Annotated in this window: 19 protein-coding genes; 10 read left to right on the forward strand and 9 right to left on the reverse strand. The window is 67.1% G+C overall.

Annotated elements, in window-relative coordinates; translation table 11 throughout:
* Window positions 1-90: 90 nt before the first annotated feature.
* Window positions 91-984, reverse strand: coding sequence for a LysR family transcriptional regulator (locus C7416_RS19315; RefSeq protein ID WP_111520407.1), 894 nt, complete (start codon window positions 982-984; stop codon window positions 91-93).
* A gap of 70 nt (window positions 985-1,054) precedes the next feature.
* On the reverse strand, window positions 1,055-1,654 hold the full coding sequence (locus C7416_RS19320; RefSeq protein WP_258401125.1) for a TetR/AcrR family transcriptional regulator: 600 nt from the start codon (window positions 1,652-1,654) through the stop codon (window positions 1,055-1,057).
* A gap of 162 nt (window positions 1,655-1,816) precedes the next feature.
* On the opposite strand from C7416_RS19320, the gene C7416_RS19325 reads away from it, so the two are divergent.
* The 5 genes from C7416_RS19325 (at window position 1,817) to C7416_RS19345 (ending at window position 6,686) form a co-directional block, all read left to right on the forward strand.
* On the forward strand, window positions 1,817-2,587 hold the full coding sequence (locus C7416_RS19325; RefSeq protein WP_198035625.1) for a class II aldolase/adducin family protein: 771 nt from the start codon (window positions 1,817-1,819) through the stop codon (window positions 2,585-2,587).
* 80 nt (window positions 2,588-2,667) lie between these two features.
* Window positions 2,668-3,657, forward strand: a complete 990-nt coding sequence (locus C7416_RS19330) for a Bug family tripartite tricarboxylate transporter substrate binding protein (protein ID WP_111520410.1) — start codon at window positions 2,668-2,670, stop codon at window positions 3,655-3,657.
* A 113-nt stretch (window positions 3,658-3,770) separates the two neighbouring features.
* Window positions 3,771-4,853, forward strand: a complete 1,083-nt coding sequence (locus C7416_RS19335) for a TauD/TfdA family dioxygenase (RefSeq protein WP_111520411.1) — start codon at window positions 3,771-3,773, stop codon at window positions 4,851-4,853.
* Window positions 4,846-5,436, forward strand: a complete 591-nt coding sequence (locus C7416_RS19340; protein WP_111520412.1) for an HD domain-containing protein — start codon at window positions 4,846-4,848, stop codon at window positions 5,434-5,436. The genes C7416_RS19335 and C7416_RS19340 overlap by 8 nt, the downstream gene beginning before the upstream one ends.
* A gap of 53 nt (window positions 5,437-5,489) precedes the next feature.
* Window positions 5,490-6,686, forward strand: coding sequence for an oxygenase MpaB family protein (locus tag C7416_RS19345; RefSeq protein ID WP_181461274.1), 1,197 nt, complete (start codon window positions 5,490-5,492; stop codon window positions 6,684-6,686).
* Between the two features lie 91 nt (window positions 6,687-6,777).
* On the opposite strand, the gene C7416_RS29355 is transcribed toward C7416_RS19345, so the two are convergent.
* The 3 genes from C7416_RS29355 to C7416_RS19360 form a co-directional block, all read right to left on the reverse strand.
* Window positions 6,778-7,257, reverse strand: a complete 480-nt coding sequence (locus C7416_RS29355; protein WP_240988263.1) for a hypothetical protein — start codon at window positions 7,255-7,257, stop codon at window positions 6,778-6,780.
* A 181-nt stretch (window positions 7,258-7,438) separates the two neighbouring features.
* Window positions 7,439-7,945, reverse strand: coding sequence for a hypothetical protein (locus C7416_RS19355; RefSeq protein ID WP_111520414.1), 507 nt, complete (start codon window positions 7,943-7,945; stop codon window positions 7,439-7,441).
* A gap of 583 nt (window positions 7,946-8,528) precedes the next feature.
* Entirely contained in the window at window positions 8,529-12,098 is a 3,570-nt protein-coding gene (locus C7416_RS19360) for an indolepyruvate ferredoxin oxidoreductase family protein (RefSeq protein WP_111520415.1), read from the reverse strand.
* A 130-nt stretch (window positions 12,099-12,228) separates the two neighbouring features.
* Between C7416_RS19360 and C7416_RS19365 the strand changes: the two genes are divergently transcribed.
* Window positions 12,229-13,164, forward strand: coding sequence for a LysR substrate-binding domain-containing protein (locus tag C7416_RS19365; protein WP_018007449.1), 936 nt, complete (start codon window positions 12,229-12,231; stop codon window positions 13,162-13,164).
* A gap of 46 nt (window positions 13,165-13,210) precedes the next feature.
* Here the strand turns inward: C7416_RS19365 and C7416_RS19370 are convergent, their stop codons facing one another.
* Together C7416_RS19370 and C7416_RS19375 are read right to left on the reverse strand one after the other, a co-directional pair.
* Complete coding sequence (locus tag C7416_RS19370) at window positions 13,211-14,197, reverse strand: Bug family tripartite tricarboxylate transporter substrate binding protein (RefSeq protein ID WP_111520416.1); 987 nt, start codon at window positions 14,195-14,197, stop codon at window positions 13,211-13,213.
* A 116-nt stretch (window positions 14,198-14,313) separates the two neighbouring features.
* Window positions 14,314-15,225, reverse strand: a complete 912-nt coding sequence (locus C7416_RS19375; RefSeq protein WP_111520417.1) for a LysR family transcriptional regulator — start codon at window positions 15,223-15,225, stop codon at window positions 14,314-14,316.
* 197 nt (window positions 15,226-15,422) lie between these two features.
* Here C7416_RS19375 and C7416_RS19380 point away from each other — a divergent pair, with 197 nt between their 5' ends.
* Window positions 15,423-17,399 carry an aconitase family protein gene (locus C7416_RS19380; RefSeq protein ID WP_181461275.1) on the forward strand — a complete coding sequence of 659 codons (1,977 nt, stop codon included), beginning with the start codon at window positions 15,423-15,425 and terminating at the stop codon, window positions 17,397-17,399.
* Between the two features lie 17 nt (window positions 17,400-17,416).
* Here C7416_RS19380 and C7416_RS19385 read toward each other — a convergent pair whose 3' ends face one another.
* On the reverse strand, window positions 17,417-18,541 hold the full coding sequence (locus C7416_RS19385; protein ID WP_240988262.1) for a LysR family transcriptional regulator: 1,125 nt from the start codon (window positions 18,539-18,541) through the stop codon (window positions 17,417-17,419).
* 283 nt (window positions 18,542-18,824) lie between these two features.
* On the opposite strand from C7416_RS19385, the gene C7416_RS19390 reads away from it, so the two are divergent.
* The 3 genes from C7416_RS19390 to C7416_RS19400 all read left to right on the forward strand — a co-directional run bounded on the left by C7416_RS19390 (window position 18,825) and on the right by C7416_RS19400 (window position 21,274).
* On the forward strand, window positions 18,825-19,853 hold the full coding sequence (locus tag C7416_RS19390) for a GlxA family transcriptional regulator (RefSeq protein ID WP_111520420.1): 1,029 nt from the start codon (window positions 18,825-18,827) through the stop codon (window positions 19,851-19,853).
* A gap of 146 nt (window positions 19,854-19,999) precedes the next feature.
* On the forward strand, window positions 20,000-20,758 hold the full coding sequence (locus tag C7416_RS19395; protein WP_111520421.1) for an SDR family oxidoreductase: 759 nt from the start codon (window positions 20,000-20,002) through the stop codon (window positions 20,756-20,758).
* Window positions 20,759-20,773: 15 nt separating this feature from the next.
* A complete protein-coding gene (locus C7416_RS19400; RefSeq protein WP_111520422.1) occupies window positions 20,774-21,274 on the forward strand; it encodes an Ohr family peroxiredoxin in 501 nt (166 codons plus the stop codon).
* 44 nt (window positions 21,275-21,318) lie between these two features.
* Here the strand turns inward: C7416_RS19400 and C7416_RS19405 are convergent, their stop codons facing one another.
* Window positions 21,319-22,692, reverse strand: coding sequence for an MFS transporter (locus tag C7416_RS19405; RefSeq protein ID WP_111520423.1), 1,374 nt, complete (start codon window positions 22,690-22,692; stop codon window positions 21,319-21,321).
* Window positions 22,693-22,882: the final 190 nt, after the last annotated feature.

The raw sequence follows: 22,882 nt of genomic DNA on the forward strand, positions 1-22,882 counted from the left end.
CGAGAGGTCGTCGAAAGGATCGGGATCCAGTATGGGATTGGGGTTCCAGGCGAGCTACGGAGCCGGCCTCATAGCAGCTATGTCATGGCTTCACGTGTCCAGCGCCCTGGCAACCTGGAGCGCACATGACAGCAGCGCGGCGGCCAGCGGCAAGGGTTGGCGCTCGGGATGCGCCACCGCCACCATGCGCCGCTTCAACAGCGGCGTACGGATCTTCACCTTGCACAGGCCATACTCGGCCAGCAGCTTGTCGGGCAGCCGGCTCGGCAGGATGCAGGACCCTACCCCGGCGGAAACCAGCTTGAGCATGGCGTCCACCGTTTCCGCCTCCGCGACATAAGACCCCTTCAGGCCGGCGCTATCGAGCATCCGTCTCAGCGCATAGCCATGCGGGAAGGCAACCAGGCGCAAATCGCGGCCGCCCAGGTCGACGCCGGGATCGTCCGCAGCCGGGGCAATGCTGCCCTGCTCCACCAGGCACATCGTATCGTCGAAGAGCGGATAAACCGCCAGCGAGGCCGTGTCCACCGCGGTATCGTAGGCCACGCCCAGATCCGCCTTGCCGCTTTCCACCAGCGCCACGACCTCCGGCGAACTGCGCCCCATCATCGACAGGTTGACCCCGGGATGCGCACTGACGAAACTCGCCACCACATCGCCGATGAAGTAGTAGCTGACCGTATGGACCAGGGCCAGCCTGACCGTGCCTTCGGTACTGCCATGCGCATCGCGGATGGTGTCCACGGCGTGATCGATGGCGCGATAGGGCCCTTCGATCGCTTCCTGCAGCTTTTGCCCCGCTTCCGTCAGGGCAACGCCCCGCCCCGTTCGCGTAAACAACGCCTTGCCAAGGTGGGCTTCGAGCGCGGCCAGTTGCTTGCTGACACCGGACTGCGTCTGGTTCAGGTCATCCGCAGCCTTCGACAGCGACTTCAGCGAGGCAATACGCAAAAAGCTGCGCAGCAGGCGGTCTGGCGTTTCCATGTCGGGGGCAGGTAGTTTTGCTGCCATTCTGCATGGGGCGTGGCCCTGGCCGCAACCGACACAATGAGGATCAGTCCAGTCCCTGCGTGACGAACAGGTAGAACTGCTTCGCCATGGCCTGTTCCAGCCTGCGATCCGTCAGCGCGTAGCTGCCGGTCCGGTTGATCAGCGTGAAGACGAGCGTGCCGATCATCGACTGATAGGCAAAGCGGATGACGCTTTCGAGCTCCGGTGACGGGCCGCGCGGGTGCATCTTCGCCAGGCGGGGCACCAGTTGCTCGACATACTCCAGGTTGACCGCCCGGATCGGGTCATGCGTGGAGGCCCGCTCCACCAGCGAGGCGCGCAGCACGCCTTCATTGCGGCACACCCAGAGCCTCAGGTTGCGCGCCAGCACTTCGGTGACCTCCCGCAGCGTCCAGGGCCTGGCATCGAGCTCAGCCATGCGAGCGGTGGTGGCTTCCCGCAGCTTGGCGATCAGCAAGGTCTGCAGTGCCTTGAAATAAGCCTCCTTGCCGTCAAAGCGTTTGTAGAAGGCACCCGTGGTGACGTTGGCACTGGCGCAGATCTCCTGGATCGAGACCTCGTCGAGGAAGCGACGGCGCAGTAGCCGGCGACCCGCCTCGAGCAGTTGCTGCGTGGTGCGCATGCCGCGCGTGTTACGGGGCACGGAATATCCGCTGTGGCCGGCAAGGACAGTGAGGCTTTCACTCATGAGGGGCGGGCTTAGGGTAAGGTCAAGGCGCAGCTTGACAATTCTAACAGGCCTCCGTAATCTAAAAAGGTAATGGTAATTATCTTTACCAAAGAAGAACGAGATCTGGAGACAAGCATGACGCTACCGCCCGCGCCGTCGCAGACTGCGATTCCCCACGTCGATGCCGCCGAGCGCCAGGTTCGCATCGATCTGGCCGCGTGTTACCGGCTGGTAGAACTGTCCGGCTGGAGCGACCTCATCGCCACGCATATTTCCGCGCGGATACCGGGTCGCCAGGAGTTCCTGATCAATCCGTTTGGCCTGGCATTCGGCGAGATCACCGCCTCCAGCCTGTTGAAGGTGGACCTGGACGGCAACCTGATCGGCCCGTCTGCGTACCACGTCAACCAGGCCGGCTTCACGATTCACAGCGCCGTGCACCAGGCGCGGCATGACGCCGGCTGCGTGATCCACCTGCATACGGCGGACGGCATGGCGGTGTCCGCGCTGGCCGAAGGACTGCTGCCGCTCAACCAGACGGCGATGTTCCTGACCGGCGATCTGGCATACCACGACTACGAGGGACCCGCGCTGCATCTCGAGGAACGCGCACGCCTGCAGCGCGACCTGGGCGGCCACAGCCTGATGATCCTGCGCAACCACGGCACGCTGGCGCTAGGGGCCTCCGTCAGCGAGGCCTTTGTCCGCATGCACATGCTCGAGCGCGCCTGCGCCGCGCAGGTCCGCACGCTCGCCATGGGACGCCCGTTGCATCAGGCCTTGCAGGCCGCCCGCAGCACCACGGAGTCGATGGGCGCGGGCGCCATGTTCGCACGCTACGGCGCCCTGTCCTGGCCGGCGCTGCTGCGCAAGCTCGAGCGGGAATCGCCGGGCTACGCCGAATAAGCCGCGATAGCCACGACACGGCTCGCGAGCAAAGACGCTGGCTGACAGAGCGAGACCATAACCCTACTGGTGGAGACAATATGAACTTCGATCGTCGCACGGCGCTGCAGCGCCTCGGCGCGGCAGCGCTTGCGCTCGCGGCCGCGCCCCTTGCGCGCCATGGGCTGGCGCAATCCGGTTATCCCAGCCGCCCGGTGCGCCTGGTCGTGCCGAATCCCCCCGGCGGCGTGCTCGATGTGCTGGCACGCGCGGTGGCCGACCCGCTTGGCAAGCAATGGCAGCGTCCGGTGGTGGTGGAAAACCGCCCCGGGGCGAGTGGCCTGATCGGCGCCGATGTCGTTGCCAAGGCACCGCCCGATGGCCATACGCTGCTGATGACGGTTACCGCCGTGGTGCAGACGCCCTACATGTATGCCAAGCCTCCGTTCGACCCGCTGCGGGACCTGGCAGCGGTGACCCAGCTGTGCTCGACCCATATGGTGCTGGCCGCTTCGGCGGCGGGGCCCCGAACCGTTGCCGAGCTGGTACGCCAGGCCAGGGAGAAGCCGGGCAAGCTCACGTATGGCACCTATGGCAAGGGCACCGGCTCGCATCTCTACATGGAGGTGTTCGGCAGCGCCAGCGGCGCCGAGCTCACCCATGTCCCCTACAAGGGCGAAGCCCAGATCATCAACGACATGCTGGGCGGACAGATTGCACTCGGCACGCTGTCGCCGATGACCGTGCGCCAGCACCTGAAGAGCGGCAAGATCGTCCCGCTCGCGGTTGCAGGGAGCAGCCGCGCCCCGCTGCTGCCGGAGGTCCCCACCTTCCAGGAACTCGGCTACCAGGGCCTCTCCGGCCCGGCCTGGTTCGGGCTCTTCACCACCGGCGGCACCCCGGCGGCTATCGTCGAGAAGATCTCCGCCGATGTCGGCGCCATCGTCAACGCACCGGCCCTGACGCAGCGCATGGCCGATCTGGGCCTGATTGCCAGGACCTCGCAGCCCGCCGCCTTCGCTGCGCTGGCACGCAACGACCAGGCGTTCTGGTCAGCGGTGATCCGCAAGTACGACATCCGACTTGATTGAGCGCAGGCCCGGCCGGCTGCAGCGCATACGCGCCGGCCCTGCCCCCGTTGAGTGCCCTCGATACCACCGCCGGTATTGAATCCCGTCCGCTCCCTAAAACAAAGGAGACAGCCATGAATACCTCTACCGAAGCCCTTCCGCGTCAGCCTAGCTATGCTACGCCCACGCCTCACCCCAGCCTGGGCGACGACGTCGTCCTGCAATTGCACCCGAAGGGCATCCCGATGTTCGTGATGCCCGCTTCGGAGCGCTTCAAGACCGATTTCCAGGCCTTCCGGCAGTGGTTCGTCGAACACGAGGACACGCTCGACGAACTGCTGCGGACCTATGGCGCACTGCGCTTCCGCGGCTTTCCCATCCGCGAGACCGAGCAGTTCGCTGCCATGACCGCGCACTACCCGCCGGCGCAAATGGGCTATACCGGCGGCGGCACGCCCCGTGCAGCAGTGGCGGGCAAGGTGTTCGAATCGACCCGCGTCGACGAGCGCTACTCGATCCGCCTGCACCAGGAAATGAGCTACCTGCCCCATTTCCCGTACAAGCTGGCCTTCTACAGCAAGGTGCCCGCCACCACCGGCGGCGCGACTTCGATCTGCGACATCCGCAAGGTCGAGGCGCTGGCGCCGCAAGCCTTGCTGGATGACGTCGAACGCAGAGGCGTGATGTACCGACGGAACTTCCGTGACGGCAGCGCTTCGACCGAAGGCTGGCATCCGGTGCTCGTGGATGTGCATCGCTCGTGGCAAGACGCATTCGGCTCCGCCGACAAGGCCGAGGTGCAGTCACAGGTCGAGGCAATGGGGCTGCAAGGTGAATGGCTGCCGGACGGGAGCCTGCAGACCACCTACGTCAACACAGGCTTCGTCGTGCATCCGGTGACACGCGAGCGGCACTGGTTCAATCAGATCAATCAGTACATGCCGACCGACGCCGACGCGATCTGGCCGGCCCTTTGCCAGCAGTACGGCGACGGCAGTCCCAAGTACAGCGAGGTACGCTACGGTGATGGTGAGCCGATTCCGCTGGCCTTGCTGCACGAACTGCGCCGTGCAAACTTCCTGGTCACCGTCGACGAGCCCTGGCTCGAGAACGAAGTGATGATCCTCGACAACATCATTTGCTGCCACGGCCGCCAGCCCTACACCGGCAAGCGCGAAACCCTGGTGCAACTATTCGGGAGCGGAAGCCATGACTGAGCACGCCACCTTTGCCCACATCGGCGAGAGCACGCGCGAGGACTGGGCCATCATCACGGGCGAGTTCCGCCCCTACGCCGCCAAGCTGGCCGAGCGGGTCATCGAACATCTCAAGGTGCTCGACGGCGATTGCGGCGGCTTCCCGGTCGACCGCCTGACCCACTGCCTGCAGACCGCCACGCTGGCGCACCGCGACGGCCGCGACGAGGAGTATGTGGTTTGCGCGCTGCTGCACGACATCGGCGACACGCTCGGCAGCTACAACCATCCCGACATCGCCGCCGCGATGCTCAAGCCCTTCGTCAGCCCCGAGAACCACTGGATGGTGCTGCACCACGGCATCTTCCAGGGCTACCACTTCTTCCACAACCTGGGGCTCGACCCCAACCTGCGCGACCAGTACCGCGACCAGCCCGAGCTGTTCGAGCGTACCGCGGAGTTCTGCGCCAGATACGATGCGCCGGCCTTCCGCAAGGACTACGACACCTTGCCGCTGTCGTTCTTCGAACCCATGCTGCGTCGCGTGTTCTCCCAGCCCCGCCATTCGATGTACGTGAAAAAGGATGCGCAGGCCACGGCATGACCGCCAGCGCGCGGCCGCTCCCGCGCCGCGCGCGTCAGCACCAGACAGATGCTATGACGACCAATAACTTCATCGACACAGAAGCCCTGAGCCGTTCCGTGCCCGACCCGGCACGCGTGGCCATGCTTACGGAAGCCGTCCAGCAAGGTGATCCGCTTGCCGAGGCCGTGATTGCCGAACTCGATGCGCTAGGCGCGGCCGCGCGCGACAAGCTGGCCCACGCCCTGCGCCATGGACTGGATGCGGTCGATGCGCCGCCACCAGCCATCGCGGCCTTCGTGCGCGCGCTGGAGCAGGTGCCGCCCGGTATCGACACCGCGCTGGTGGCAGCCGGCGACCGGGCTTCGATCTCGATTCCGCCGTTCTGGCACTCGATTGCGCTGGCGCTTGCCTCGCTGCTGCCGAACTACACCAACATCCGGGTGGCGAAGGTGCTGGCCAACACCGGCAACCTGGCTTATGCCGCCGGCCGTCGCCTGGCGGAAACCGCGACGTGGCGCATCCACGCAACCTCTCCCGGCGGGCTCGCGCGCGGCCAGGCGGGCTACATCGGCACCATACAGGTCCGCTTGCTGCATGCGCGCGTGCGTACCGCGTTCCTGCGCCGCGGCTGGGATGTGCGGGCCGACGGCGTGCCGATCAATCGCGCCGACACGCTCAATACCTGGCTCGACTTCACCGTGGTGCCCTTCAGCGCGCTGCAGCGCCTGGGCATAGACCTGAGCGCGGATGAGGAAGCCGCGCTGTACCGCTACTGGGGATACGTCGGTCACCTGCTAGGCATCGATCCGGACTGGTGCGCGCAGATCACCAGCCACAAGCAGGGCGCTGCCTGGCGCGAAGCCTTGCTGGCAACCCAGCAGATCGGCCTGGACGACAACGTTCGCGCGATCCAGGGCGCCCTGGTGGACACCGTCGCCGAACGGCTGGCCGCGCTGATGCCCAACGGCCCCGCTTCGGTCGCCCGCGAGCTGGTGTTTGCGCTGGCACGGCGAGTCCTTGGCGATGCTGCGTGCGATGCCATGGAATGCGAGCCCTCCACGCTTGGCGGCGTGGTCGACATGTTCGTTGCGCAGAACGCCGCGTCGCGGCGCGAGTACCGCGAATCCCAGCAAACGTGGGGCCGCTATCTCGAGCGAAACAGCGAGCAGTATCTGCAGATGGCCGCGCACCTGCAGGGACCGACGACTTACCAGAAGTCGCTTGCCGATCCACCGGCAGCGGGTACGACGCCTGTCACGGCGGCCTAGGATGGCAGGGGGCCATCGGCCGGCACTGCAGTTCGACCGCCGTCGATCTGGCATGCTTGACAGGGGTACAGGGCTGCTCCCGCAGCGGTCACTAACGCTGACTTACCGTGACCGGCACGATCTTTTCCAGCCGGTCCAGCAATAGCTCCTTTTGCTGCTCGGGCAGTCTGACCAGGCTGGGATACATGTTGATCAATGCCATCCGTTGCGCGGGTGACCGGGTACGCAGCAGCATGAGCAAGCCTGCCTTCTCACGGTCCGACAGCGATGACAGGTGCGGTAGCGCGCCAAGTTGCGCAAGTTCGGGGGAATCTGCAGAAGGCACGGCGGTTTCGTCGGCCACGGCCGAAGGTGCCTGGATTTCCCGCGCAGGCGGCGTGCCTTGCGCGGCGAACGGACTCTGCCCTGATAGCGCTTGCTGCGGGGCTGTCATGGATACGGGAGCCGGATCTCCTCCTCCGCATCCGGCGAGCAGCAGGCTGAACCCCAGCATCCACGGGATCTTCCAGTAGTGGTGCGGCGCAGGTGAGACGGCCCGCACGCAGTCATTGAGATGAAGGTCTTGTCGCATGGCGAATCATCCGATGATTCAGGAAAAGGCAGGCGTGGTACCGCACGCAATGACGGTACCCGCCGTAGCCGATTGCGGCGTGCCCGCAGTGCTGGCACGCCTTCCCAATGGCTCAGGACGCTCTCGCCGGTGTCGGATATTCCGGTATCAGTCGAATGTGCCGAAGCCTGTGCCAGGCCGATCAGGGACCGACGATGCTGATATACGGCTGGCTGAAGCCGGCGAAGGTAACCGTGTACACGAAGCTCGTAAGGGTCGGCCCCCCTAGCAGCACTTTGGTCCAGTTCCCGTTGGGGCAGACCGCTGCAGCCTGCAGTTCCTCGGCGGTCGGCGCCGTCGTGCTGAGCGGAGGCACCACCAGTTGCCCATTCCTGGAAGGCCTCAGGGTGCCGGAGGACGTTGCCTCGGTGGTCTGGGTTTTTACGTCGACGATCTGGCCGCCACGGTTCCGGCACTGCACCGTGCCGGAGTAAGTCGCGGACAGTATTGCTGTCGCATTGGTATTGCCGACCCCGCCGATAGTGGTGCCGGTACAGCTGACGTCCTGGGACGAATCTATCGCGCAGACCGGCTCGGCAGAGCCGCTTGCGTAATGTGCTCCGCTTGGCCCATTGGCGGGGATGGTTTCGGCCCAGGCTGCGGGAGCGGCCAGCAACGCAGCCAATGAAACCAGGGCTAGATTCTTCATGTTCGTCTCCAGAGAATCTGTTGAGCCCCCGGATGAGAAATAACGGCTTGCTGTTTACGTTGCTCTCCTTTAATCGGTCAAGGAGTTGGCAGTTTTTTTTTGGGACCGAGCTGTTCTGTAATTACCTAATACCAAATGGAGTTTCCCGCGAGCCACTATCCCTGGTCACAAGCGCTGGCTGGGATCGTCTGCTGATCCGCTGCGCGCACGTAGGACCGGCAGGCGCCATGACGAGGCCGGCACGGCTGGTCCAGCCCGTACAAAATGCTTCAGAGAAAAAAAATTACTCGGCCGGCGACGGGTTATTAGATAATCTCCGAAGCGCCCCTGGCGACGTCCAAAAGTATAGTTAAAGCGAGGCCTTTGGCCGGGGATTTTTTCTTCTCATTGCGTGCATTTTCGCACCGAGATCTGGCGCGCGCCGCTGCCACGCCAGCTATGCTTAAACGCTTTGACCGCGCGTCGTCCACCAGGCGCTGGATGCGGTGAACGATGACGTGATTTGCCGATTCATCCCTTTGTCGGGCACGCCCGTTGGCGTGCCCCCGTCGCCGGGCCGATGCGCTGCCTCGAGCCTCAGCGGTCAGGCCGCATCCCGCCGCGCCGCCCCCCGATACTGCGCCAGCAGCGTCTCGCGCCGCACCGCCGCCGCGGCCATGCTGGCCTCCTTCACGTGACCGTAGCCACGGATATCGTCCGGCAGCGCGGCCAGGGCCAGCGCGGTGTCGAGGTTGTCCGCGCTCAGTGACCCCGCGAACTCTTCGACCATGGCCAGGTAGTCGCTGACCAGCGCACGCTCGGCGCGGCGCTCGGCGGTCTTGCCGAAAACATCCAGCGCAGTGCCGCGCAGACTCTTCAGGCGCGCCAGCAGGCGGAATGCCGTCATGGTGCGGGGACCGAAGCGACGCTTGAGCAGATGGCCCTTGGCGTCAGTCTTGGCCAGCAGCGGCGGTGCCAGCCAGAAATTGAGCTGGTAGTCGCGGCCGGGCTCGCCTTCGAACTGCGCGCGCAGCTTGTCGAGGAAGGCCGGGTCGGTGTAGAGGCGCGCCACCTCGTACTCGTCCTTGTACGCCATCAGCTTGGCCAGGTTGCGGGCCACGGCCTCGGTCAGCGGCAGCTTGCGGTCGATCCCCAGCTGCTGCTCCGCGGCGCGGATGCGCGCCACGGCGTCGCGATAGCGCGCGGCATAGGCGGCGTTCTGGTAATCGGTCAGCATCGACTCGCGCTTGCGGATCAGCGCGTCGAGCGTCTGCGGCATCGCCACGACCTGCGCGCTGGTGGCGGCCGGCGCAGCCGGCAGCAGCGCCCTGACCGCGCCCTCGCCGTGGTGGGCGAGGTAACGGCCCCATTCGAAAGCGAGGCGGTTCTTGTCCACCGACACGCCATTGAGTTCGATCGCGCGCACCAGGCTTGCGTGCTGCAACGGGATCCAGCCCTTCTGCCAGGCATAGCCCAGCAGCAGCGGGTTGGAATAGATGGCGTCGGCCAGCAGGGTCACCGCCCAGGCGCTGGCGTCGAAGAAGGCGCAAGCCTCGCCCACGCTGGCGCGCAGGTCCTGCTCGGCGCTGGCGCCGGGGAACTTCCACTTCGGGTTCTTGATGAACTCCGCGGTGGGGGTGTTGGCGCTGTTGACCACGGCGGCGGTCAGGCCGTGCCGGACCTTGGACAGCACTTCGGCCGAGGCCGAAACGATGGCGTCGCCGCCGATCACCAGGCGCGCCTCGCCGGTGGCGATGCGGGTCGCATGCAGGTGCTCCGGAGCGGATGCGATCTGCACGTGGCTGATCACCGCCCCGCCCTTCTGCGCCAGGCCGGCCATGTCGAGCACGGTCACGCCCTTGCGCTCCAGGTGCGACGCCATGCCCAGCAGCCCGCCGATGGTGACCACGCCGGTGCCGCCGACGCCGGTGACCAGCACGCCGTAAGGCCGCTCCAGGGCGGGCAGCCGCGGCTGCGGCAGCGCCGCGAAGTCGGCGCCGCTGCCCTTGCCGGCCGCCGCCGCGGGCTTGCGCACCTGCGCGCCCTCGGCCGTGACGAAACTCGGGCAGAAGCCGTTGACACAGGAGAAGTCCTTGTTGCACGACGACTGGTTGATCCTGCGCTTGGTGCCGAGCTCGGTCTCGAGCGGCTCCACCGACAGGCAGTTGGACTTGGCCGAGCAATCGCCGCAGCCTTCGCACACCGCGTCGTTGATAAAGGCGCGCTTGGCCGGATCCGGATAGGTGCCGCGCTTGCGGCGGCGGCGCTTCTCGGTGGCGCAGGTCTGGTCGTAGATCAGGATGGTGACGCCTTCGGTGTCGCGCAGCTCCAGCTGCACGGCATCGAGCTGGTCGCGATGGAGCACCGCCACGCCGGACGGCAGCATCGCGCCATCGCCGTACTTGGCGGGCTCGTCGGTGACCACCACCAGCTTCTTCGCACCCTCGGCCAAGACCTGGTGCGCGATCTGCGGCACCGTCAGCACGCCGTCGATGGGCTGGCCGCCGGTCATCGCCACCGCGTCGTTGAACAGGATCTTGTAGGTGATGTTGGCCCGGGCCGCAATCGACGCGCGGATCGCCAGCAGCCCCGAATGGAAGTACGTGCCGTCGCCCAGGTTGGCGAACACGTGCTTGTCGTTGGTGAAGTGCATCTGCCCGGTCCACGCCACGCCCTCGCCCCCCATCTGGCTGAAGGTCTCGGTATTGCGGTCCATCCACAAGGTCATGTAGTGGCAGCCGATGCCGGCCAGTGCGCGCGAGCCCTCCGGCACGCGCGTCGAGGTATTGTGCGGGCAGCCCGAGCAGAACCACGGCTTGCGCTCCACCGCGATGCGCGGCTGCGCCGCTTCGCGCTCCTTGGCCTCGATCAGCGCTACGCGCGCGGCGATGCGCGCGCGCACCTCGGCCGGCAGGTCGAAGCGTTCCAGCCGGCGCGCGATGGCCTTGGCGATCAGCGCCGGCGACAGCTCGTAGTGCGCCGGCAGCAGCCAGTCGCCGCGCGGCACCGACCACTCGCCGCCGTCGTTGCCGCGCTGGTCGAACTTGCCGAAGACCTTGGGGCGCACATCCTCGCGCCAGTTGTACAGCTCTTCCTTCAGCGCGTATTCGAGGATCTGGCGCTTCTCTTCGACCACCAGGATCTCTTCCAGGCCGGTGGCGAATTCGCGCGCGCCGTGCGCCTCCAGCGGCCACACGCAGCCGACCTTGTAGACGCGGATGCCGATGCGGGCGCAGGTGTCGTCATCCAGGCCCAGGTCCACCAGCGCCTGGCGCACGTCCAGGTACGCCTTGCCGGCGGTCATGATGCCGAAGCGCGCGTTGGGCGAATCCAGCACCACGCGGTTCAGGCGGTTGGCGCGCACGTAGGCCAGCGCCGCATACCACTTGTGATCGAGCAGCCGCGCTTCCTGTTCCAGCGGGGAATCGGGCCAACGGATATTGAGGCCGCCCGCCGGCATGGCAAAGTCCTGCGGCAGCGCGACCTGCACGCGGTTTGGGTCGATCTCGACCGAGGCGGTCGACTCGACCACGTCGGTCACGCACTTCATCGCCACCCACAGCCCCGAATAGCGGCTCATGGCCCAGCCATGCAGGCCGTAGTCCAGGTATTCCTGCACGTTAGCGGGGTACAGCACCGGGATGCCGGCCGCCTGCAGCACGTGCTCGGACTGGTGGGCCACGGTGGAGGACTTGGCGGCATGGTCGTCGCCGGCCAGCAGCAGCACGCCGCCATGGCGCGACGAGCCGGCGGAGTTGGCGTGCTTGAGCACGTCGATGGAGCGGTCGACGCCGGGCCCCTTGCCATACCACATCGAGAACACGCCATCGCGCCTGGCGCCGGGGAACAGGTTGACCTGCTGGCTGCCCCATACCGCGGTGGCGGCCAGGTCTTCGTTGACGCCCGGCTGGAACACCACGTCGCTGGCCGCCAGATGCTGCTTGGCCTTCCACAGCGCCTGGTCGACGCCGCCCAGCGGCGAGCCGCGGTAGCCCGAGATAAAGCCGGCGGTATTGAGCCCGGCGGCGCGGTCGCGCGCTTTCTGCAGCATCGGCAGGCGCACCAGCGCCTGCACGCCGCTCAGGTAGACACGGCCCTGGTCCAGGGTGTACTTGTCGTCGAGGCTGGCGCTGGCCAGGGCTTCGAGCAAGGCGGGATTGAGCGGGGCATTCACGATGTGGGTCTCCGGGCTTCGTTCTGGTTGCTTTATCTGCTATCCGAAGGAGTGTAGAAATCGGCGCGGTCATCGTAAAATCATGAATTCCAACACCTGATATCTGCAAAACGGATACCTCGGAGACACCATGTTCAAGGCGCGCGAAGGTTCGGAAAGACTGGCCAAGGAAGTCACGCTGCGGCAGTTCCGCTATTTCGTCGCGGCGGCGGAAACCGGGCAGTTCTCGATGGCGGCGACCGCCGAGCACGTGTCTCAGTCGGCCGTGACCAATGCCGTGCTGGCGCTGGAGCAGCGCCTGGGCGTGCGCCTGTTCGAGCGCCGGCCGCATGGCGTGACGCTGACCGCCGAAGGCCACCTGTTCTTCCAGCATGCGCGCCAGATCCTGGATTCGGTCGAAGACGCGCTGCGCGAGCCGCGCTTCCAGGTGCACGGGCTGCAGGGCAGCGTGCGGCTGGCGGCGTCCTACACCGTGCTGGGATATTTTTTGCCGGGATTGCTGGCGCGCTTCCGCACCAACTATCCGGATATCGAACTGGATCTGCTCGACATGGACCGCCCCGACATCGAGCGCGCCGTGCTGGCGGGCGAGATCGAGTTCGGCATCGCGCTGCTGTCCAACCTGGAGAAGCCGCAGCGCTTCCAGCGCCATACGCTGATGCGGTCGCGGCGACAGCTATGGACCTCGGCCAGCCATCCACTGCTGGAGGTGGAGCGGCCTTCGCTGCGCGATATCGCGGCGTATCCGTACCTGCTCATCACCGTCGACGAGGCCGAGGACTCAACGCTGCGCTACTGGCGCAGCCACCGGCTCGCGCCCAATATCGCCTTCCGCACCGGTTCGATGGAAGCCCTGCGCGGGCTGGTGGCGCATGGCTTCGGCGTCACCGTGCTGTCCGACATGGTGTATCGGCCCTGGTCGCTGGAAGGCAAGCAGATCGAAGCCCGGCCGATTGCCAATGCGGTGCCCGACATGGAGGTCGGCATGCTGTGGCAGCCCGGCCGCAAGCTGGGCAAGCCGGCCGATGCGCTGCGCGAATTCCTGATCCACGCTTGCGGCAGCTGAAGCGCGCAAGCGTGTGGCGGGCCGGCTTGCGCAGGGCCCGGAGCCTTTAGTTCAGCGTGGCGCCAGCCTGCTTGACGATGCGCGCATGCTTGTCCAGTTCGTTCCTGAAGAACGGCACCGCCGCGTCGGCGCCGGTGCCCGTCACCACCAGCCCTTGCGCCGACAGTTGCTCCTGCACTTCGCGTTCGCGCAGCGTGGCCTGGATCTTCGCCTGGAGGTCCTGCACACCAGGCTTCGGCATGCCCGCGGGGCCGACGATCGCCAGCCACGCATCGAAGCTGTAGCGCGGCACACCCGATTCCGCCAGCGTTGGCACCTCGGGCAGCGCCGGCACCCGCTGCGCGGTGGACACGGCGATCGCCCGCAGCTTGCCCGCCTTGATCAGCGGCAGCACCGCCTGCACGGTCAGGAAGCCCATCTGCACCTGGCCGCCGACCAGATCCGTAGTGTAGTTGCCGGCGCCCTTGTACGGCACATGGCGGATATCCACCCTGGCCTCGCTGGCCAGGAGTTGGCCGGCCAGGTGCAGCACCGTGCCGTTGCCCGACGAGCCGTAGTTCAGTTCGCCCGGTTTCGCCTTCAGCAGCGTGAGCAGTTCCCTGGTGTTGTGCGCGCTCACCGCGGGATTGACCACCAGCACCAGCGGCAGCGTGCCGATCACGGTGATTGGCGTGATGTCCTGCAGCGCGTCGTACGGCAGGCTCTTGTAGATAAACGGGTTGATGACGTGGTTCGATGAGATCAGGCCCAGCGTCGAGCCGTCTTTCGGCGCGCGCACGATCTGCTGGGTGCCCGGCACGCCGCCGGCGCCGGCGATATTCTCGACCACCACCGACTGGCCCAGCTGCTTGCCCAGCGGCTGGCTCAGCGCGCGGGCCACGGCATCGGCCTGTGAGCCGGGCTGGGTCGGCACGATCAGCCTGAGCGGCTTGCCATCCTGCGCATGGGCTGGAACGGCCTGGCCGCCAAGCATTGCCAGCGTGGTCAGGGCCGCAAGCGCCTTGCACGCCTGTCGAAACAGCGAGATCTGCATGGTTTGTCTCCGTGGGTCGAATCGACCGTGAATCGCACCGTGGACGGTGGCTTTGGCACGGAGTGTAGGGTTGCGACGCGGCGGTGGCCGAGTGCTAATCCGCTGGACCGGGTATCTCAGCCCGGCATAGCGTCGGTTCCAGCCTTTGGCTGCAGCGCCTCGATCATCGCGGCAATCGCCCGCAGCCGCGGCTGCTTGTATGGCGCATAGATGCGCAGCTGGCGCTGGCGCCACGGTTCATCCAGCGGCACGCGCACAAAGCGCCGCGTTCCGGCATAGGCCACGCCGGCACTGGCCGGCAGCACGGCGATGCCCAGCCCCGCCTCCACCATGCGGCAGGCGGCCTCGAAACTGGAGACCGCCACGCCCTGGTTGAACGGCAGCCGCAGGTTGGCCGCCTGCTCGCGCAGGTCCTGGTCGAGCGCGCCGCCCGGCTGCACCACCACCAGCGGATGTTCCAGCACCTCGGCATAGCGCATGCGCTTGCGCCGGGCCAGCGCATGCGACGACGGCACCACCACATTGAGCGGATCGCTGGCGAAGGCCCATGATTCCAGCCCGCCCGGCGCCTTGGCCGCGACGCCGATGCCGACGTCGGCGCGGTCATCCAGGCAGGCACGTAGCGTTTCCGCGGTGGAGCGCTCGTACAGCGCGATCTCGACCAGCGGATGCGCCGCCTTGAACGCATGCAGGCGCTCCGGCAGGAACCCGATGATGGCCGACGGGCTGGCCGACACCCGTACCACGCCGGCGACCCGGTCGCCCAGGTCCTGCACCTCGCGTGCAAAGCTGGCGATGTCGTCGTTCAGCTTGCGCCCCAGTTCCAGCGCGCGCGCGCCGGCATCGGTCAGCACCACGCCGGCGGGCGAGCGCACGAACAGCACCACCCCCAGGCTGCGTTCCAGCTCCGCGATGCGCCGGCTCAGCGCCGACTGGGCAATATGCTCGGTTTCGGCCGCGCGCTTGATCGAGCCCTCGCGGGCCGCGGCCAGGAACAGCTGGATATTGACGGGATCGATGCGGTGCATGGGTCAGTGCGCCCGGGTGGGCAGGCCGGAATGTCGCCCGATACTAACCTTGCGGCGCACACTGAGCATGATCCCCGCGCATGACCATCGGGTTTACCCTGATATGTTTGACGCAGATAGCCGCGATGCCGCATCAGCGCTTCGTGCGCGCGCGCCAGGGCCGGTAGAGTTGCGCCGAAATGCCTTCGGAGACCTGCATGAGCGCCATCGGGGCCACGGCCCGCATCCTGTTCCTTGCCGACTCGGCGTCGGCCATGACGACACAGCTGCAGGGGCAGCCGATGACGCTGGCCGCCGCCGGCGCGCTGCGCGACGACGTCTCGACAGACGAGATCACGCCGGTGCCGATCCTGACGCACTATGACGACGCGCTCGGCCGCTTTCCCTATACCGGCTACAAGGTCGAAGGTGCCTGCCTGGTCCCGGCCGGCGCGATCCGCGACGGAGGCTTCACCGTGACCGTTGCCGGCAACCGCTACGGCAAGGGCTCGTCGCGCGAGCATAGTCCGGCGGCAGAGAAGCTGGCCGGCATCCGCCTCGTCATCGCTCGCAGCTTCGAGCGCATCTACCGCCAGAATGCCGACAACATCGGCCTGTTCACCTCGACCGACTTCGGCCTGCTGACCCGGCTGGAGCAAGGCGAGGCCATCGACGCGGACACGCTGGTGGCCGGGCGCGACGCCCTGGCCGCCGCCATCCTGCGGCATGGCGGGCTGCTCAGGTTCGGCCAGGCCTACCTGAGCGACGTGGAACCCGCGTCCACCAGCCACCCCTCCGGCCCGCAGACCCTGTTCGAGAAAATCGTGCAGCGGCATCTGCTGGCGACGCCGGTGACGCCGGAGCGCCCGCTTGCGGGCGACGGCATTTTCGTGCGGGCCGACTGGCGCTTTATCCACGAGTACTACACCGGCATGTGCGCCCACATGCTGCACGCGGCGTTCGGCAAGCCGCTGCAGCTCAGGGATGCGGACCGCATCGTGGTGTTCGAGGACCACACCTCCTATGTTGGCGAAAGCCCGGCCCACGTGCGCGGCGGGCTGGTCGACAACGTCGCCCGCATGTGCGCAGCGCAACGCGACTTCGTGCGTGACTACCAGCTCCGGTGCCACCGCACGCTGACCGAGGACGAGTCCCGCGGCGCCGCGGTCGCGCGTGCGGCCGGCATCTCGCACGCCATGATGGCCGAGCGCTATGCCCTGCCCGGGCAAGTCGTGGTCGGCACCGATTCCCACACCCCGCACAGCGGCGCGCTGGGCTGCGTGGCGTTCGGCGTCGGCACCACCGACATGGCCAATGCCTTCGTGACCGGCGCGGTGCGCATGACGCTGCCGCAATGCCTGCTGGTGCGCCTGGATGGCGCACTGGCGCCGGGCGTCACCGCCAAGGACGTGGTGCTGCATCTGCTGGCCCGGGCCGACATCAAGGCCGGTGCCGGCGTCGGCAAGGTATTCGAGTTCACCGGACCGGCGGTCAGCGCGATGTCGATCGACGAGCGCGCCACGCTGACCAATATGTGCGCCGAACTGGGCGGCTTCACCGGCATCGTCGCGCCCGACGCCGAGACCGTGCGCTTCCTGAAGGAACGGCGCGGCATCGATTTCGAGATCGAGCCCTGGATGCGCAGCGATGACGGCGCCGCGTTCGCCGACACGCTCGACATCGACTGCGGCACGCTCGAACCCATGGTGGCCCGCCCCGGCGATCCGGGCAACGGCATGCCGCTGGCCGCGCTGACGCAGCGGGTGTCCGTCGACATTGCCTACGGCGGCTCCTGCACAGCCGGCAAGCGCGAAGACTTCGACTGGTATCACCAGGTCCTGCACTGGGCCGTGCAGCGCGGCCTGCGTCTTGCGCCGCAAGTCACGCTCTACCTGCAGTTCGGCACCACCGACGTGCGCGACTATTGCATCCGCCAGGGCTACCTGGAGACCTTCCAGGCCATCGGCGCGCGCATCCTCCAGCCGTCGTGCGGCGCCTGCGCCAACTGCGGCCCGGGATCGTCGGAGCGGCCGGAGCAGGTGACGGTCAGCTCGATCAACCGCAACTTCCCCGGGCGCTCCGGTCCGGGACAGGTCTGGCTGGCCAGCCCGCCAACGGTGGCGGCCAGCGCAATATGCGGGGAGCTGGTGTCGTTCGAGGAATTGCAGCGGCGTTATGCCAACGGTGCGGCCTAGGGGCACTCCTGCCGGCATCAGCCACCCGGACCCGTTTTTGAATAATCCATGCCGAAGTCCGCCAGGCAGTGCAGGTCCTGTGCCCGGATCGCCTCTGTCATGAAGTCGACGAACACGCGGATGCGCGACGGCAGGTGCTGCCGGCTCAGGTAGCAGAGATAGTGGCCGCGATCGTCTGGCGCATGCCGGCCCAGCGCGGTGACCAGCGCACCGCGGGCGATCGGCTCGCACACCTGGTAGCCTGCCATTTGCGCCAGGCCCAGTCCGTCCAGCACCGCCGCCAGCACCAGGTCCGGGTCGTTGAAGGTCAGCCTGCCGGCAGGCAGCAGCTTGCGCAGGTGGCCGTCGACCTTGAACTCCCATTCCAGCACGCGCGCGCCGCCGACCCGGGTATGGATGCATTCATGCCTTGCGAGATCGTCCAGCGTCAGCGGCAAGCCGTGCCGCGCGGCATACGCCGGCGACGCGCACACCGCCATCTGCATCGGGATCAGTTGCCTGGCGATGATGCTGGAATCCTCGATACGGCCGTTGCGGAACGCCACGTCGATCTTTTCCGTCGCGAAATCCAGCGGGCGGTCATCCAGCAGCAAGTCGAGCGAGATCTCCGGATAGGCTGCCGAGAACCGCGTCAGCAGCGGCGCCACCACCTTGCGCCCGAAGCCGGTAGCGGCGCTGATGCGCAGCAGGCCCCTCGGCGGGCCCTGGCGCAGCGCCAGCATATCGTTCATGGCATCGACGATTTGCGCCACGCCCTGGTGGCAGTTCTCGAAGAAGCGCTCGCCCTCGCGCGTCAGCCTGGTTGAACGCGTGGTGCGCAGGAACAGCCGGGTGCTGAGCTGCGCTTCCAGCTTCTGCACATTGCGGCTGACCGCGGAGCGGCCGATGCCCAGCCGCTCGCCAGCCCTGGAGAAGCTGCCTTCAGTGGCGACCGCCATGAAGGCGATGATGCCGGCATAGCTGGCGGCGAAGCTGGCGGACAAGCCGTCCGCGCGGTCGGTGGCGCGGTCAGAAGCGCGATCGTGCGCACCCTCGCGCCGCCCGTGCTGCTGCCCCCGTTGCAACAGGCCGGGTGTGCCCGTGTCCGGGCCAGCGCGCCTGGCGGGGGACGCCGGACGGAGATCGGGTACGACGATGTCCATGTCTATGCCTTTCGGCGCAATGCCAGGGTTCAGGTCCACGCTGCGTGGCGCATGACCATGCCGGGATCTTAATGAGCCGCCGCGCGCCGGGTAAATGCCAGATGCCCCTCGATTTCTGCCAGCCGGCGGCTGCGGCACGCAACAATGCAGACATGGCGATGCGCCAGGCCTGGCCGCAGCCGCGTCGTGCCGCAGGCGCCGCACGACGCGCGACAGCGGCCGTCGCGCCTTGCCGCGGATCGCGCGCCTGGCATAACATCGACCGACTTTCGCGATCCTTGCCATGGCCCCTTCCGCCTCCGCGCCCGCCGCACACGACTCTGCCCTGCCGTTCGACCACCACCCGCGCGGCCTGCTGTTCGTCGCCTTTCCCGGCATGAGCGTGCTGGACCTCACCGGGCCGCAAACCGCGTTCTGGGCGGCGTCGCGCTACGCGCGCGAACGCGGCCTGGCCGGCTACCGGATTTACCTGGCCAGCGAGCATGGCGGCCTGACCGCCTCGGCCGAAGGCACGTCCGTGGATACTTTGCCGCTTGCGGCCATCGACCTGCGGCGTATCGACACCATCGTCCTGCCCGGCGCGCCCGAGATGCTCACCCTGCTCGACAGCGCCACCTCCCTGGTCGCCTGGTTGGAGCAGGCCGCCGCCCAGGTGCCCCGCGTCGCGTCGGTCTGCAGCGGCGCCTTCCTGCTGGCGCAGGCGGGCCTGCTCGACGGCAAGCGCGCGGCCACGCACTGGGCCATGCACGAGGCGTTCCGCGCGCGCTTTCCCGCGGTCACGCTGGACCAGGATGCCATCTTCGTGCGCCAGGACCGCATCTGGACCTCGGCCGGCGTGACCACCGGCATCGACATGGCGCTGGCGCTGGTCGAAGCGGACTACGGCCACGACATCTCGCTGAGCGCGGCGCGGGAACTGGCGGTGTTCATCAAGCGCCCCGGCGGCCAGCCCCAGCTCAGCGAAATGCTGCTGACGCAGAGCCGCCAGGTGCCGTTGTTCGAGGCCCTCCATCTCTGGATCGTCGAGAACCTGTCGCGGGAAACGCTCTCGGTCGAGCAGCTTGCCGAGCAGGCCGGCATGAGCCCGCGCAACTTTGCGCGGGTGTACAAGCAGCAGACCGGCCGCACGCCCGCCAAGGGGGTGGAGCATTTCCGGCTGGAAGCCGCGCGGCGGCTGCTGCAGGACCCGCACCGGCCGGTCGACCAGATCGCCAGGCAGTGCGGCTTCGGCAGCGAGGAACGGATGCGGCTGACGTTCCAGCGCCACCTTGGCCTCTCGCCGAGCGCGTACCGCGCCGGGGTGACCGGCTGAAAACCTCCTTGCCGCAGCCTGGCGACGATTGGTGCGGGACGGGAAACAGCGTGCATCCGCCCGCGGCGCTACCGCGTCGATCCTCGCTCACCTAGCATGGGACATGGGTCGACGGCCCATCCCTTCCAACCGAACCGAGGTGCGTGATGAAGATCGTTGTGATTGGCGGTACCGGACTGATCGGCAGCAAGGTCGTGGCCCGGCTTGCCGCGCAGGGCCATGAAGTGGTGGCGGCATCGCCACAGACGGGCGTGAATGCGCTGACCGGCGAAGGCCTCGGGCAGGCGCTTGCCGGCGCGAAGGTGGTCGTTGACGTGGCCAATTCCCCGTCGTTCGCCGACGATGCCGTGCTGCATTTCTTTGAGACCTCGGGCCGCAACCTGGCGGCGGCGGAGAAAGCCGCGGGGGTCGGGCACCATGTGGCGCTGTCGGTGGTCGGCACCGACAAGCTCGCCCAAAGCGGCTACTTCCGCGGCAAGATCGCGCAGGAAGCGCTGATCCGCAACGCCGGCATCCCCTACACCATTGTCCGTTCCACGCAGTTCCTCGAATTCCTCGGCGGCATCGCCGAATCGGGCGCCGACGGCGACGCGATCCGCCTGTCGTCCGCATCGATCCAGCCGATCGCTTCCGACGACGTGGCCGAGGCCGTGGCCGACCAGGCGCTTGCCGATCCCGCCAACGGCATCATCGATATCGCCGGGCCGCAGCGCTTTGCGCTGAGCGAGCTGGTGCAACGCTATCTCGAAGCCACCGATGATCCGCGCAAGGTGGTCGTCGACGCCGGGGCGCGCTACTTTGGCGCCGAGCTGGACGATGGCACGCTGGTCCCCGAGGGCCCCGCGCGGCTGGGCAAGACCAGCTTCGAGGCATGGCTGCGACAGCGCCAGCAAGCGCGCGCCTGACCCCAGGGCCGGCCCATGGCGAACCGGAAGCTGCAAGCCCCGCCGTTGAGCCTGCTCGACAAATACCGCGGGCCTGGCTTCGATCCGCTCTACACCACCACCGTCACCGTCACGGGCGGCGAAACCGGACACGGGCGCGCCTCCGGCGTGGCCCGCTCCGATGACGGCAACCTCGTCATCGACCTGCGGCTGCCGGCCGCGCTGGGAGGTCCGGGCAACGGCACCAACCCGGAACAGCTGTTCGCCGCGGGCTATGCCGCGTGCTTCCACGGCGCCCTGCACTTGCTGGCCCGGCGCGCCGGCCTCCACATCGACAACATCGCCGTGGAAGTCGAAGTCGCCTTCGGCCGCGACCCCGTGGACGGCGCCTATGCGCTGTCCGCGGATGTCCGCGTCAGGATGCCGGGCGTGGCCCGCGCGCTGGCCGAAGAACTGGTGCGCAATACCGAGCGCTTCTGCCCCTATGTGAAGATGGCCCGGCAAGGCATTGCCAGCGTCGTGGCGGTGGTGGACTGACGCAGCTGGTCCGATACCTGCCGCCACGACTCGCCGGCAGTACCTTAGTCGGCAATGGCTTCCAGCGCCCTGCCGCGGGTTTCGATGCCGAACCGGAGCACGATTGCCGCCGCGGCAAGGAAACACAGCGCGCCCAGGCAGAACACGCCAGCTTGCCCCGCGACGGGCAGCACCACGCCCACCAGCGTCGGCCCCAGCAGCGAGCCGATGCGCCCCACCGTCGAAGCCATGCCACAGCCAGAAGCGCGAGCGCGCGTGGGATAGAGCTCCGGCGTGTAGGTATAAAGCACTGCCCACATGCCGAACATGAAGAACTGCATCATGCCGCCGGAGAGGAATAGCGCAAGCTGCTCCGACGCCGAGCCAGCGACCCGGCCATAGATAAAGACCATGCACGCCCCCCCGACCAGCGTCGCCACGCAGGCAGGCTTGCGTCCCCAGCGCTCCACCACCCACGCCGCCCAAAGGAAGCCCGGAATCCCGCCGATCGAGATATACACCGTGTACAACACGGACTTGGTCACATCCAGCCCGGATTGCTGCAGCAGCGCGCCGATCCATGTATTGAGGCCATAGAACCCCAGCAGGGCAAAGAACCACAGCCCCCAGACAGTCAGGGTCCGGCTGCGGTATGCGCGCGACCACAGCACCCGCAATCCCGTCGCCTCCGGCTCCGCCGCCGCAGCCGCCGCGGTGACTTCCGGTAATGCATCAAGCTTCATCCGCCGCATCACCGACTGCTCGATACGTTCGACGATCGCTGCGGCTTCCGCATGGCGCCCCTGCGATTCCAGCCAGCGCGGAGACTCGGGCACGAAGCGCCGGACCACGATCAGGAAGAGCGCCGGCACCGCACCAAGCAGGAACATCGTGCGCCAGGTATAGGCGCTCAGCACGTAGTACGACATCAGGCCAGCGCAGATGAACGCGATCGGCCAGTTGCCGTCCATCAATGCCAGGTACTTGCCGCGCTGCCGCGCCGGAATGAACTCCGACATCAGCGTCTGTGCCAGCGGCAGTTCCATGCCCATGCCGATTCCGAGCAGGAGCCGGTATGCGCCTAGTTCCATGGGGTTGCTCGCGGTCGAACAGAGATAGCTGCCCACGCCCCAGATGATCATGCTGACCTGGAACACCGGCTTGCGTCCGAACCTGTCGGCAAGCATTCCCGAACTGAGCGCACCGACGGCCATGCCGACAAAGCTGGCGCTTCCCAGCATGCCCGCTTGCGCAGCGGTCAAGCCAAACTCCGTGCGTATCGAACCCAGCAAATACGTCATCATGGCCAGGTCGAGATTGTCGAAGAAGAAGGCCAGCGCAATGATTGCAAACAGAAGGCGGTGATACCCGCATACGGGCAGCCGTTCCAGCCGGTCGCCGGTGCGCACGCGCATCAGCTCGAGAGGGGTGTGCTTCATCTTGTCTCCAGTCGTTCTAGTGCCAGTGCTCTATGGCACTGGCGGCAAGCGATAACGCGTGGCTGCGCTATCGTTCGCTACTGTCGCTTGCGGGCGAGTGCGCTACGCGCGCCGGAACGCCAAGGTCTGTCTCGCAGGCGCCAAGGCATTGGAGGCGCTTGTCCCAAGCCACCGGACATAAAAAAAGAGG

This window comes from Cupriavidus phytorum (genome assembly GCF_003254285.1).
In the GTDB taxonomy this organism is placed as follows: Bacteria; Pseudomonadota; Gammaproteobacteria; order Burkholderiales; family Burkholderiaceae; genus Cupriavidus; species Cupriavidus phytorum.